We start from the raw sequence: 14,157 nt of genomic DNA on the forward strand, positions 1-14,157 counted from the left end.
GTTTTTCAATAAAGCATGTAAAAAAAAATCAATAAGCAAAAGCAACGATTACGCCATTAAATGAGGTGAAAAAATATGAGTTTTAGCAAATGGTTGGTTCTGGGCCGATCAAACACCTGGCGGAACACAACAGTATGGTACTGTTTTTGTAAAAAACAGCCCCTGAGATAGAAAATAATTTTACTATCCCTATGAGAAACCAACTGGAGAGGAGTAATTCCCCAATCATGAATATCACCAAACCATAAGGTGAATACAATCCTCCAACAATTTTCCACCTAAGTGACCCATAAAGACTCAAGGTCTATGCCATTAGATTAATTATCTGTGAATCAATTACATAGTGTAATTCTCACAACCATGCTGGCTCCAATATATTGGAGTTATCCAACTGCATGTCCAAAATGTTGGAGTCTCGCCTGTTCGTGAACGGTCACAAACAGGCCATCTGTTAACGAAAGTTGGGAATATGGAGCTATTCGGGTTGTTAGAATGGTTGGTTCCCAGGGAAACCACGGGTACACAACCGGATCATGATGCTGTGAAAGGGATTAATAGTGAAGCGGAATTAATGGCGTTTATACAGTCTGTACTCAGGCCGTATTTACACACAATTTCGATTTTGATCGGCATGGCCGATGCGGACGGTATGATCACCTGCTGGTGGTTACATGCTGACAATACTTTTGTATTTCCGGGTTTTCCGGATAAGGTCCTTCCTATGTATCTATCCAATCTTACCTCCAATATTTTGGAGCTGCATACCCCAGATCGTAGAGATGCTTTCCAGACCACTTTATTTAAAAGCGGTGTAAAAGAGGCCCTGATACATTCTTTACAATATCAAGATAAAAATTTAGGATTTCTTTGTTTACTCTCTGAAACCAGTAATACATTTTCATCAGCCGTGCAATCTGTAGTGAACAGATCTGCAGGGTTATTTGCCGCTGCATGTCTGCAGGTATTATTGTTACAACTGGCAGAAGAATACCGGCAAAAGGTGACTGGGGCGTTGCCACCGGTCGTGAATAATTCAGGGATGATAGGCGGGAAGGCATTGCAACCTGCATTACATTTAGTGTCTCAGGTTGCGCCTACAAGTGCGACCGTATTGTTAACCGGCGAAACTGGTACCGGGAAGGAGTTATTCGCTGCTGCCATTCACAACGCTTCGCCAAGGAAAAACAATATTATGATAAAGGTCAATTGTGCCGCATTGCCCCCTCAACTGATCGAATCGGAATTATTCGGTCATGAAAAAGGAGCATTTACAGGTGCATTGCAACGCCGGATCGGCAAGTTTGAACTCGCTGATAAAAGCACTTTATTTTTGGATGAAATAGGAGAGTTGCCACTGGAATTGCAGGCGAAATTATTACGCGCCTTGCAGGAAAAAGAAATCGAGCGTCTGGGCGGCAACAATATCATCAAAGTAGATGTTCGCATTGTCGCAGCTACCAATAAAAACCTTGAAGAAGAAGTGGCAAATGGCCGGTTCAGGGAAGATCTGTATTATCGTTTGTGTGTATTCCCTATTCACTTACCACCACTCCGTGAGCGGATAGATGACATCCCTGTTTTGCTCCAGCACTTTGCCGGCAGTGCCGCCCTGCGATATGAGAAAAAAATCAGGGGCATCAACCCTGCCTGTATAGATGCGCTGGTCAGTTACCGCTGGCCGGGCAATATCCGGGAACTGGAAAACCTGGTAGAGAGGGCGGTCATTGCTTCCACTGACTTATATATTATGATCACACCGCCACTCAGCAGAGAGGTGGCGGCATCGTCAGATACTTCACCACCCGCTTCCACATTGGCAGATACCGAAAAAGCAGTGATTATCCAGGCCTTGCAACAATGCAATGGTAAGATCAGAGGCCCGCAGGGCGCAGCAGCAATGCTGGATATTAAACCCACTACCCTGGAGGCCAGGATGAAAAAACTGGGTATTGTAAAAAAGCATGTATTACGATAAGTGTCATCTCATAGCGCCTGCGTAACCGATGGCAAACTTCACGAGCGCGTTAGGGCCTGACAACTGTAATTTCTTGGTGATATTATGCCGGTGATTATCGACGGTCCTGACACTGATGCATTTATAAGATGCGATGTCCCTGCTGCTCATACCTCTGGCAATCATGCTTAGTATTTTAGCCTCTGTTTTACTCAGCCTGTCATTGATGGCGAGTGTGCTTACTTCGGGTAGCATCACATTTTCCTTTATATAATTTCGCGTATCCCTGATGTGATGAAACCTGCTGATACGGGAGTGGATACTTTTAAGTAATTCCTCGCCGGTAAAAGGTGCTACGAGATAATCATCTGCACCGAGGTTCATGCCTTTGCGCATATTTGCGGGCATATTCGGACGGGAAAAGAGAATAAAAGGTATAGGCTTCAGCACTGAATCATTTCTGAGTGTAATCAGGAACTGATACCCTGTGGCGTCCTGCACTATGGCATCGCAGAGAATGAGATCGGGATGATGTTGATGAGCCAATCCTATACCTTCCGTAATAGAACTGGTGCTAAGAAGGGTGTATTGCTCCGTAAGCAATTGCCGGATTTTCCGGGCCATGCCTGCATCGGCGGTAACTAAGAGTATTCGCTGGGTAGCGTAATTAAGCCCAGGGTCGTTGTTAGGTGCGTTCATGGTATATGGTTTTTCCCATACGGTTGATATGAGAATAATCAATCGTTGTTGAATCTAATTAATGGTTTAGGATCGGAATAGAATAATAACAATCTTAGGGAGGCTTTACAGAAAAGATATGGGGTTTTTTGAGTGCGAGACCTCTGTAAAGATATTGAAAAAATCTTAAGAAAAACGCTTCTGCGGTGAGCAGAAGCGTTTGAGATAAATGAGATATAATGCATTATAACCGGCAGTCAACCAGATTTCGGTCAATGCAGGCTTTGGTATCGAAAATTACGCCATTATTGCGTTTGTACTTTTTGAAATCGAAAGTTAAAAATTCTTTGTGTGCAACGGCTATGATAATGCCATCGTAAATTTCATTTTCATTCAATGAAGTAACGATGTCAAGACCATATTCATGTTTTACTTCTTCCGGATCTGCCCATGGATCATAGATCGTCACATCCAGACCGAAATCAATTAATTCATGATAAATATCCACAACCCTGGTATTGCGCACGTCCGGACAATTTTCCTTGAATGTAATACCCATGATCAGAATTTTTGACCCCTTGATCTTATGATCTTTTTCGATCATAAGTTTTACAATCTTGTTCGCTACAAAGTGCCCCATATGGTCATTCACCCTGCGGCCGGATAGGATGACCTGCGGGTGATAACCGAGAGCTTCTGCTTTGTGCGCCAGGTAGTAAGGATCCACCCCAATACAGTGACCTCCCACCAATCCTGGTTTATATTTTAAGAAATTCCATTTTGTACCGGCAGCTTCTATTACATCGTTGGTATCGATACCTACCTTGTCAAAGATGAGGGCCAGTTCATTTACAAATGAAATGTTGATGTCGCGTTGTGCATTCTCAATCGCTTTCGAAGCTTCTGCTACCTTGATACTTGGAGCTTTGTGTGTACCGGCGGTAATAATGCTTGCGTACAATGCATCTACATAAATAGCTATTTCAGGGGTAGAACCACTGGTGACTTTACGAATTTTTGTAAGAGTGTTAACTTTGTCACCCGGATTGATCCTTTCCGGTGAATAGCCTGCGAAGAAATCTTTGTTAAATACAAGACCAGATGTTTTTTCCAGTACAGGTACGCAATCTTCTTCTGTACAGCCGGGGTATACTGTAGATTCGTAGATGACTACATCGCCTGCTTTCAAAATACTGCCAAGCATGGAAGATGCACTGAGAAGTGGCTTGAGATCGGGGGACTTAAATTCATCGATGGGGGTAGGGACTGTGACAATAAAAACATTGTATTGTGACAAATCTTTCTTGTCGGAAGAAAATGTGAGTCCTGTGGGAGCACCTTCTTTTTTTCGGTCCTGGATCACCTGCTTTAATTCATCCAGGTTTGCTTCTTTGGTTCTGTCCTGTCCTTTGCTTAATTCCTTTACACGATCTGAATTGATGTCAAAGCCCAGTACGGGGTACTTTTTCGCAAATTCTATGGCAAGGGGTAAGCCGACATAGCCGAGGCCAATGATGGCGATGCGGCTGTTTTCTGGTACGTGTTGCTGTACAACGGGCTGCATAATTGAAGTAAGGATTAAATAATTAGATAGATTGTGGTACTATTTGTATTGTATTATTTTTGAATGCATAAGTTTCCAGCAATTTCACCAGTTTTTTATCTTTCGCAATTGATTTAATTGCGTGTAGATGCTTGCTATGATGCAAATCGGTCCCGATAAAGTCAATCAATTTATTTTCAATCAGCCATTCCGCAGCTTTCTGTATATGCCTGCCGTAATAACCGGTCAGGGAGAGCAGGTTTACCTGCAGCAGACAACCTCTTTGCTTGAATACTTTGTATTCTTCCAGCTGCGTATGGTAGTAATTATATCTTTCAGGGTGTGCCATTACCGGGCGATAGCCTTGTGCGGCGAGTTCAAAGAGCCATTGATGCAATTGGGGCGGAGCACTCATAAATGAGATTTCCACCAGCACCAGTTCACCATCCAGTGTCATGAGCGGAGCCTTCATCAGGTCTTCAAAAAATTCATCCATGTAGTATTCTGCTGCATGGTGAAACTGCACCGGAATATTTTTTTCAGCCAGTGCTTTTTTTACCTGTTGGTAAGGTTTTCTCAGGGTTTCGACCGAGTTTGGATAACGATCCATCATACAGTGAGGGGTCGTTATCACATGCTGAATACCGAGTGAATGTAAGGTTTCAATAAATTCTATGGACGTGTCGAGGTCTTGCGAACCGTCGTCCACGGCGGGTAACAGGTGTGAATGAATATCAGTGCCAATACCTGCCAGGAAAGGCAGGTTCGTCTCGACATTTTCAGATTTTTTACGGAAGAAAAACATAATGGTAAATTATTCCTCAAAGTTCAGGCCGGAGATTATTTCCTCCAGGTATTGTTGGTCTGTTTCGTCAAAATGTGACAGGTGTTCGCTATCTACATCCAGTACGCCGATCACTTCGCCACGTCGGATGATGGGTAATACGATTTCGGATCGCGAGAGACTCGAGCAGGCAATATGCCCCGGGAATTTTTCAACGTCAGGAACAATGAGGGTAGCGGACTGTGCCCAGCTGGCGCCACATACGCCACGTCCTTTTTTAATGCGGGTGCAGGCTACAGGACCCTGGAAGGGGCCAAGTACCAGTTCATCTCCTTTTATCAGATAAAATCCAACCCAAAACCAGTTAAATTGTTCTTTCAGGGCAGCTACTGTATTAGCGAGGTTCGCCACGAGATCGGGTTCACCTTCGATCAGCGCCTTGATTTGCGGAATGATAGATTGGTATTGGGCTATTTTGTCTCCTTGTACAATGCTTAAATCTTCTGCCATAAGGTGCAAATATAAGGTAAACCGGGGATATGGGCCAGACCAGCCACTACCGTAGTTAAAAGATAAAATGAACAAATAAATGTCGTATATTCAGGGCGTATTTTTAGCCTGACAGCCCGTTCTTCCATTAACGGTGCACCTATTGAAAATCCCACGCAAACAGAACCTTTTAAAAGACAACAAACATGAGAACCATTCATTCGCCGCCACAAGCATGATGCTTGTCATTCAGCATTCAAATTGCCAGTTGTTTATAATGCCAACCGGGTTTTAGTATATTTGTTACGATTATGGAAGCACAGGTAATTCTAGTTAACGAACAGGATGAAGTGACGGGGGTAATGGAGAAGATGGAAGCACATCGGAAAGGACTATTACATAGGGCGTTTTCTGTATTTATCAGGAACGATGCCGGAGACATGCTGTTACATCAGCGTGCACTTGATAAGTATCATTCAGGTGGATTATGGACCAACGCATGCTGTAGCCATCCTATGCCAGGAGAAACAGTTACACAGGCAGCCCACAGACGATTAACAGAAGAAATGGGCTTCGACTGCCCGTTGTCCGAATTGTTTCAGTTTACCTACCGTACAGATTTTGATAATGGTCTGATTGAGCATGAGTATGACCATGTACTCATGGGGACATATAACGGTACAATTAACCCGAACCCACAGGAAGTAAACGACCATCGGTTTATATCCGTAGAAACAATAACCCGGTTGTTGCAGGAACAACCCGCACAGTTTACCAGCTGGTTTAAGCTGGCTTTTCCAAAAGTTATTGAGCATCTGGGCAAATAAGGTTGTCAAAATGCAGTAAGAGAGCAATGGAGCAGTCATTATTAATGACAGCACCGGAGACTCCTTTTCCTGAATGTTTGAGGGTTTGATCATCCGGCGCCTCCGGAAGGTCGGGCCCTTTCTCATTTTTACGCCCTTTATTGCCGCAGATGCATGTACCCACTCAAAATCCTAATTTATTATGCCAACGATCATTATGCCACGGATAGTTTATCCGTTTCCCTCATTTATTAACCAGCATGTAGAAGCTGCACACGCCCAGAACCTGGCCTTTGTTACTCAGTTCGGTCTTGTCAATTCGCCGGAAGGCATTGCTAAATTTAATAAAGCACGCTTTGCATGGCTGGCAGCAAGGGCTTTTCCGTATGCAGCCCTACATGAGCTTTGTGTGATCGCCAACTTTAATACCTGGCTTTTTATGCTCGACGACCAGTGTGATGAAGCACAACTGGGTAAGAAAGCGGTATACCTGGAGAGCGTGACGGACAGTTTTATGCAAATCATACGTAATAATACGCCAGTGGATAGTATCCTCGGCCGCAGTTTTGCAGATATCTGGGACCGCATGCAGGCATTAGGTTCTCCGGGCTGGCAATTACGGTTTATCAGGAGTATGGAAGAATACTTTACTTCCTGCCATTGGGAGGCCGGTAACCGCGCCGCCAATGTTACGCCGACTGTGGCAGAATACGTGACTATGCGCCCTTATACCGGGGCACTGTTTGCAGATGTGGAGGCCATTGAAATCATCGAAAAAGTTTACCTCCCTTCTGAAATTCTGCAACATTTTATTGTGCAGAGATTGGTTTTAGCTTGTAATAATATTGTATGTTGGAGCAACGACATCTTCTCCTGCGCCAAGGAAGCAAAACAGGGTGATGTGCACAACCTCGTGCTTGTATTACGGCATGAGCGGCAGTTATCTCTGCAGGAAGCAGTAGATGAAACTGCACGTATGCACAATGAAGAGGTGAAACTGTTCACAGCACTCGAAAAACTGGTTCCGTCTTTTGGAGAAGTGATGGATAAGGAACTGGAAAGGTTTATCATGATCCTGCGGTCGTGGATCACCGCAAATTATGACTGGAGTTTTTATGATACAGGAAGGTACCAGGTAAGAGAGGTTGAAATCGCGCATTAGTTGAAAGAAAAGGTTGATCCATCAGGATCAGCCTTTTCTTAATCTTCTTTCCAATAGTTTTCCGATCCACCAGAAAGATGCCGCCAGTATGGCGAAAAAGAGTCCTTTGTGGGTACGGTCCCAGAGATATTCAAAATAACGTGTATACATATCCAGTAGTAGGAATAATACAGCCATATCCCTGATCATAGGATCATGTTTTTTGATGCCCCAAAGCTGCGACCCCACACACAGGATCGTAAATCCAATCACCCACCAGAGCAGGTGTATCTGCCTTACCTGCTGCCATTCTTCCCAGTTGGCCGTATTCCCAAAAATTGAAATCAACCACCCCGAAAGCAACAACAATAACCACGCCCCCGTCCAGGTGATATCCTCAATCCGTTTGTAATGTTTATTTTTATAAAAAGCGGCATGGATCAGCATCATCAACCCCGCCAGCAGCACCATCCGGCAAGGTAAGTTCATACCCCAGAAATAGGGCTGACCATGACTGAGAAAATAAGTGAGTTTTACATACGCAGGTATGAGACATAGAAGGGTCGCAGACCACAACAGCCGACTTGACAACACCACGCCGAGTGCACCATAACAGGCCGTAGCGGCTAGCCAAAACACACCGTAGTTCCCATTGAGATAATGAAATGACTTGCCTAAATAGACAACGCTGACTCCTATACTCAGTATAGGCAATAGCCAGAATAATTCCCTGTTGAGTGAGTACACCGGATAGCGTTGTTGCCTGCGGTAACCGTGGATACAAAGGAATACAGTGAGTAGTGCAAATCCCGCAGAGATAATGCCATCGTCCAGCGAGAACTTTAGTCTGAGTACTTCAATCCATTTTTCATCCAGCACCAGTGCGCCGAAAGCCATGAGTGCACATGAAATAGCAGCAATAAAAATATACAGGGTAATCGCCTGCCAGTCCGTAGTGCGGATGTGCCAGGTACCTCGCAGGTTTTGTGCCTGGTCGGGGGTGATAAGGGAATCGGTTTCCCACTGTGAAATGGCTCTTTCAAGCAGATGGGCGTCTTTTTTGTCAACTTCCAGCATATTGGGTAAATATAATATAAAATGAAAAGCCTGCATTAATTCCGTATATTTTCCTTTCTTTGCCCAGTTATAATTTTCCCTAAGGCCAATTAAACAGCTTAGTTGTAATGAAGCATTTACAGCAACTCGATTATATCGTCTTCCTAATTTATTTTGTGATAGTAGCAAGTTACGGCTACTGGATCTACAGTCGCAAGAAGTCTGCCATGGCGAGTTCCAAAGACTTCTTTTTGGCAGAAGGATCATTGACATGGTGGGCTATCGGAGCTTCACTGATCGCGTCCAATATCAGTGCAGAGCACTTTATCGGAATGTCCGGGTCAGGGTTTGCACTGGGATTGGCAATATCCACTTATGAATGGATGAGTGCCGCCACGCTCATTATTGTCGCAGTGTTTTTTATACCCGTGTACCTGAAAAACAGGATTTACACCATGCCACAGTTTTTATTACAGCGGTACAATTCCACGGTGAGTACCATCATGGCTGTGTTCTGGTTGCTGGTGTATGTGTTTGTCAACCTAACTTCTATTATTTATTTAGGTGCACTGGCCATCTCTGCGATATCCGGGATCGATTTTTACTGGTGTATTTTCGGACTGGCGCTATTTGCCGTAGTCGTGACTTTGGGCGGTATGAAGGTGATCGGCTATACGGATGTGATACAGGTGATCGTGCTGATCGTGGGTGGTCTGGCTACGACCTATCTCGCCCTGCACATGGTGAGCAGACATTTTGGATATGGTGATGATATTTTCAAAGGATTGAGCTTAATAAAGGAAAAAGCGGATACGCATTTTCATATGATCTTTCCTTCCACACACCCGTATTATAAAGATCTACCGGGATTGTCCGTGTTGATAGGAGGGATGTGGGTGAATAATTTAAACTACTGGGGATGTAACCAGTATATTATACAGCGTACGCTGGGTGCGGATCTGAAAACAGCGCGCAGCGGTATCCTGTTTGCAGCGTTCCTGAAATTACTGATCCCTGTTATTGCTGTACTGCCGGGCATTGCAGCATATGTATTATACCAGAATGGGGTATTTGGTGCAGAACTGCATGATGCGGCAGGTGCATTAAAACCGGATCAGGCGTATCCTACATTATTGAATTTATTACCGGCAGGTCTGAAAGGGCTGGCATTTGCCGCGCTCACAGCTGCTGTAGTGGCGTCTCTGGCGGGTAAGGCAAATAGTATTTCTACGATCTTCTCACTGGATATCTATCATAAGTTCTTCAAAAAAGATGCGACGGAGAAAGAGCTGGTAAAAGTAGGTCGTTATGTAGTAGTTGTTGCCATGCTCATAGCTGCGATGGTAGCACCAGCACTACGTACACTGGATCAGGCATACCAGTTTATACAGGAGTATGTAGGTTTCATTGCACCTGGTGTACTAGCCATCTTCCTCTTAGGGTTGTACTGGAAAAGAACAACTACAAGAGCTGCCATGGCGGGTGCCTTGCTCACAATTCCATTATCAGCTTTGCTCAAGTTCCTGCCGGTATGGACAGGCGGGGCCTTCCCTGATTTTCCGTTTTTGGATAGAATGAGTATTGTGTTTGGGTTGCTGATAGTAATTATGCTGATCCTGACTTATACAGAGGAAAACAGTAAATACCAGCAGCCGGTGATAATAGTAGATAAGAAATTGTTCAAGGCATCCCCTGCATTTGTAGTGGGGTCCGTTATTATAATGGGTATCCTCACAGCTTTGTATACGGTTTTCTGGTAAAACTATTTTGTTTGTCCTGAATTTCAAAAGCTCAAAAAAAAACCGTTTTGCCGAAGGCAAAACGGTTTTTTTTTGCAAAAAAGCACAAAACACTCTCAAAATCACCCAAAATCATTTGTTGAAATCGATTGTAATTTGTAAATTCAGATTGTTAAGTCTGATTCCACTCTTTTACTTAAATCTACACGTATGAAAGCACATAATTTCTCCGGTGAGGAATTACACCCACTGCAGAGCATAGAACAATGGGAAGATGATGTACTCCTGCGCTACCCGGATGCCGGTGAACCAGCCAAAGCCAAAGAAGAGTTTCGTAATTATGAAAACCCTGGCAGAGACACTGTTCGGGATTTTTACCGCCTTAATCATACCTATCAGACTTATGAGTTTGTGCAGCAGAAGAGGGCAGATTTCCTCCGTTTCAACAGAAAAGAAATGCCTGTATGGGGCGCCATGGAATTCCTGAACACTTTAGTGGACGATTCAGATCCTGACATTGACCTTGACCAGCTGCAACACCTGTTGCAAACCGCAGAGGCGATCCGTGCAGACGGTCACCCTGACTGGTTTGTGCTCACTGGTTTTATCCATGACATGGGCAAAGTATTGTGCCTGTTCGGCGAAGCCCAATGGGCGGTAGTAGGAGATACCTTTCCTGTAGGATGTGCTTTCTCTGATAAGATTGTCTATCCGGAATTTTTCGCACTTAACCCTGATACGAGAGACGAGCGTTATAATTCCAAATATGGTATTTACAGCCCGCACTGCGGTCTGGATAATGTATCCATGAGCTGGGGCCATGATGAATACCTGTACCAGATGACGAAGAATTACCTGCCGGAACCGGCCCTGTACATGATCCGTTATCACTCATTCTATTCACAACACAGGGAACATGCCTACGAGCACCTCATGACCAATCATGATAAAGAAATGTTTGAGTGGGTGAAGAAATTCAATCCATATGATCTGTATAGCAAGAGTCCAAAACCACCGGTTATTTCCGAATTAAAGCCTTATTATGAAGATTTGATTGCGAAGTACCTGCCAGCTACTATTCGCCTGTAAATAACGGTTAGAATAAAGATAAATACCGTAAGTATAGGGCTTAGAATAAAAATACATGCCGCCTGTAAAAAGGCCGGATAAAATAAATGCGGCCGTTTCAGAAATGAAACAGCCGTTTTTTATTCAGACAACTAATGGAAAAAAAATCTTTATTGAGGTGGTTAATCATTTAGTAGGACCCCTCCCGAATTGGGAGGGGCTACTTTGAATACATCTTTCGTTTGTCGTGTGTGGGTTGGGAGCAATGGCGAAAGACCGCTTATTTTATGCCTAATTTTTGTTTGGCTGCCGGCAAAAGATCTTCGCAGGTAGCCGTAATTACAATATCTTTTGAATTATCGAGTACACATACATAACCTTTCTCTGCTGCCAGGTCAGAGATGGCTTTCTTCGCTTTGGCCAGAATCGGAGCCGTCAATTTTGCCTCCCGGTCCGAAAGCTGCTGCTCCATCTTTTGCCGGTATTCTTCAATGTTGTTTTTAGATTGTTCCAGCTCTCTCAATCTCACTTCCCTGATAGCAGGGCTCATTTTCTCCTGCAAACTGTCAAATTCATTGGCTCTCGCCTGGTACGCAACAACCAATGCCTGTCCATCTTTCAGTAATGCCTGTTGATACCGTTGCAGTGAATCATATGCTTTCTGAGCTTCCGGCATACTGATAACTAATTGTTGCATATTTACATAGGCAATTTTCGCCTGTGCAAATGATGTAGAAGAAAAAATGAGCAACAGGATAACGAGCGTAAAAATTTTGCGCATAGGTTTTGTTTGGTTAGAAAAGGATAGCGAAACAACATCTTCATTAGCAATCCCTTCGGATCAAAACTGCAGTGACAGTTGATCCGCTACCGTGATAGCGCTAAGGTGGATAATAGTCTTTTAATAAAAAGTTAAGGTAATGATAAAGGAAAGTTAAGCTGTAGGGGTTGGTATAAATTCTCTTTTTCTTTCTTTAAAATAAGAAAAGCTGCCCGGCTTGCCCCGGACAGCTTTCTGTCTATTTTTGTAACTAAAATATTCACCTTTTGTTTTAACGAGTAAAGTACTTTTTAGTCGTTACAGAAATATTATTCTTTGCTCAAAGTACCAGAATAGCTACCTGTCACAGTTACATTATCATCATATTTCAGATTGTAACTAACAGTATAATCGCTACCAGATTTTTTCACGGTTACTGTACCGCTATTGGGGCTGTACAGTTCCACTTCGTCAGCTGAAGAAACCCAGCTACCATTTACCAGCTTCATGTTAGCTTCCACTTCAGCATAATAAAAGTTCTTTGTCTTGTCATATGACGCATCGCCGGAAGACAGATAAGTGTAGGTAGCACCATCAATCAGTGTGTCAATACCCAGGTCTACATAGTGAACAGTACCAGTATAAGTTTCGCTGTTCAGTGTAGTCAGGTTATCGCTGAAAAATGCAATATCCCCCCAGCCATTACCTTCAGATGCATCGATGGATTCGTAACCATAGTTAGTTACATAGGTTTTGCCATTTACAGTAAAAGATCCTTTGTTGGAGTTGTCATCATCTTTCTTACAGGCAGTAAAGAACAGGGCCGCAAAAGCAGCAGAAAACAGGAGTTTTTTCATGTTTGTTTTGAGTTTCAGTATAGGTTTATAGAATAAATAATTCGGGTTACCACTAAAAGGGTTAATGTTTTTTTATTTGTCCCGGTGCAAAGATATTACACTTTTTCAATTAACAAAATAAAATAATGTGTCCCTTTTTAAAAGGGACACACAATTATTGGGGTAAAACTGGCCTTGCTACATGAATTGGTCGCGTAGATACCGCATTTAAGAAGGCTACTACTGCATTTCTTTCTTCTAATGTTAACTTCAATGGTCGCATGATCACATCTGTTTTCGGGAACATCGGATCATTTTCCAACTCTGGTCTTGGCCTGATCTGCATACCGCTGTTATATAAATTCACGATGCCTTCCAACTCAGGGAAAAGGCCGTTATGCATATAAGGACCTGTGTACGCCACATCTCTCAATGACGGTGTACGGAAACGGCCTACATCATTTGTATCCTTTGAAATCTCATACCTGCCCAGGTCTTCATATTTACGCTTGTAATAAGTAAGACCAATGTTGTGAAACTGCTTATCGGTCAGATAGGTGCCGTGGTGACAATTCATACAACGTGCCTTGGTACGGAACACATGCAGTCCTTTGATCTCCTGATCAGTAAAGGCACTATCTTTCCCTTGCAGGAATAAATCAAACCGACTCTTCCTGCTGCGAATGGTTTTTTCAAATGCCGTCAGCGCGGTGCTGATATGCGACAATGTTACCCTATCCTTGTATACCGTTTTAAACAGAGAATCGTATCCTTTGATGTCCTGCAATTTTGCGGGCAGCAATGCCGTATCCATATCCATCTCATGGTGCGCACTCAATGGCCCGAAGATCTGATTGCCTAAGCTATTCGCCCTGCCATCCCAGAAATAACTACCACCGTAAATAAATACATTCAGCAGCGTCGGTGTATTTCGTGTACCCTGCAAATGATCATTACCTAAGGAAATCCTTCGGCCATCTGTCCAGGCCAGATCCGGCTCGTGACAACTACTACAGGAGATCTGGCTGGAACGCGATAAACGTGGATCGAAGAATAACAACTTCCCTAATTGCACTTCCGGATCTTTCATTCCATCTGCCCAGGCATTCTCTTTTGGCAATGCCTGCATCTCTTCATAGTGTATACCACTATCTATATCAGGCCTTGGCCATTCCGCCACGGGCTTACTATACAGGGTACGCAATGAATCTGCTTCGCTCTTAAAATGATGAACAGTATAACTGTTCAGGGAACATAAAATAATAAAGCTTCCTACTATCAGAATTGACCTTTTCATGTGGGT

General features: G+C 43.6%; 13 protein-coding genes. 5 read left to right on the top strand and 8 right to left on the bottom strand.

The annotated features are described in order from the left end of the window. Positions 1–469: 469 nt before the first annotated feature. The gene (locus QQL36_RS21985) at positions 470–1,975 is read left to right on the top strand and encodes a sigma-54 interaction domain-containing protein (protein WP_321566787.1); all 1,506 of its coding nucleotides are present in this window, start codon (positions 470–472) and stop codon (positions 1,973–1,975) included. A gap of 3 nt (positions 1,976–1,978) precedes the next feature. Here the strand turns inward: QQL36_RS21985 and QQL36_RS21990 are convergent, their stop codons facing one another. From QQL36_RS21990 to QQL36_RS22005, 4 genes are all read right to left on the bottom strand, one after another. Next, positions 1,979–2,653 carry a response regulator transcription factor gene (locus QQL36_RS21990; protein ID WP_143708969.1) on the bottom strand — a complete coding sequence of 225 codons (675 nt, stop codon included), beginning with the start codon at positions 2,651–2,653 and terminating at the stop codon, positions 1,979–1,981. Positions 2,654–2,876: 223 nt separating this feature from the next. Beyond that, positions 2,877–4,196 (bottom strand): nucleotide sugar dehydrogenase, encoded by a 1,320-nt coding sequence (locus tag QQL36_RS21995; RefSeq protein ID WP_321566788.1) that lies wholly within the window; start codon positions 4,194–4,196, stop codon positions 2,877–2,879. Positions 4,197–4,218: 22 nt separating this feature from the next. After that, complete coding sequence (locus QQL36_RS22000) at positions 4,219–4,980, bottom strand: tyrosine-protein phosphatase (protein WP_083726118.1); 762 nt, start codon at positions 4,978–4,980, stop codon at positions 4,219–4,221. A 9-nt stretch (positions 4,981–4,989) separates the two neighbouring features. After that, the gene (locus tag QQL36_RS22005; protein WP_083726120.1) at positions 4,990–5,469 is read right to left on the bottom strand and encodes a GAF domain-containing protein; all 480 of its coding nucleotides are present in this window, start codon (positions 5,467–5,469) and stop codon (positions 4,990–4,992) included. Between the two features lie 290 nt (positions 5,470–5,759). Here QQL36_RS22005 and idi point away from each other — a divergent pair, with 290 nt between their 5' ends. Continuing rightward, on the top strand, positions 5,760–6,275 hold the full coding sequence (gene idi, locus QQL36_RS22010) for an isopentenyl-diphosphate Delta-isomerase (RefSeq protein ID WP_083726122.1): 516 nt from the start codon (positions 5,760–5,762) through the stop codon (positions 6,273–6,275). Positions 6,276–6,456: 181 nt separating this feature from the next. Further along, on the top strand, positions 6,457–7,416 hold the full coding sequence (locus QQL36_RS22015) for a (-)-gamma-cadinene synthase (protein ID WP_143708970.1): 960 nt from the start codon (positions 6,457–6,459) through the stop codon (positions 7,414–7,416). 27 nt (positions 7,417–7,443) lie between these two features. Here the strand turns inward: QQL36_RS22015 and QQL36_RS22020 are convergent, their stop codons facing one another. Beyond that, positions 7,444–8,472 carry a hypothetical protein gene (locus QQL36_RS22020; RefSeq protein ID WP_321566789.1) on the bottom strand — a complete coding sequence of 343 codons (1,029 nt, stop codon included), beginning with the start codon at positions 8,470–8,472 and terminating at the stop codon, positions 7,444–7,446. Positions 8,473–8,579: 107 nt separating this feature from the next. On the opposite strand from QQL36_RS22020, the gene QQL36_RS22025 reads away from it, so the two are divergent. After that, positions 8,580–10,211, top strand: coding sequence for a sodium/sugar symporter (locus QQL36_RS22025; RefSeq protein ID WP_321566790.1), 1,632 nt, complete (start codon positions 8,580–8,582; stop codon positions 10,209–10,211). A gap of 189 nt (positions 10,212–10,400) precedes the next feature. Next, complete coding sequence (locus QQL36_RS22030) at positions 10,401–11,279, top strand: inositol oxygenase family protein (RefSeq protein ID WP_083726130.1); 879 nt, start codon at positions 10,401–10,403, stop codon at positions 11,277–11,279. 259 nt (positions 11,280–11,538) lie between these two features. Here QQL36_RS22030 and QQL36_RS22035 read toward each other — a convergent pair whose 3' ends face one another. The 3 genes from QQL36_RS22035 to QQL36_RS22045 all read right to left on the bottom strand — a co-directional run bounded on the left by QQL36_RS22035 (position 11,539) and on the right by QQL36_RS22045 (position 14,151). Then, complete coding sequence (locus QQL36_RS22035; RefSeq protein WP_321566791.1) at positions 11,539–12,039, bottom strand: OmpH family outer membrane protein; 501 nt, start codon at positions 12,037–12,039, stop codon at positions 11,539–11,541. A 308-nt stretch (positions 12,040–12,347) separates the two neighbouring features. Next, positions 12,348–12,875, bottom strand: a complete 528-nt coding sequence (locus QQL36_RS22040; RefSeq protein ID WP_321566792.1) for a hypothetical protein — start codon at positions 12,873–12,875, stop codon at positions 12,348–12,350. 154 nt (positions 12,876–13,029) lie between these two features. Continuing rightward, entirely contained in the window at positions 13,030–14,151 is a 1,122-nt protein-coding gene (locus tag QQL36_RS22045) for a cytochrome-c peroxidase (RefSeq protein WP_321566793.1), read from the bottom strand. Between the last annotated feature and the right edge of the window lie 6 nt (positions 14,152–14,157).

The organism is Chitinophaga sp. LS1 (genome assembly GCF_034274695.1).
Lineage (GTDB): Bacteria > Bacteroidota > Bacteroidia > Chitinophagales > Chitinophagaceae > Chitinophaga.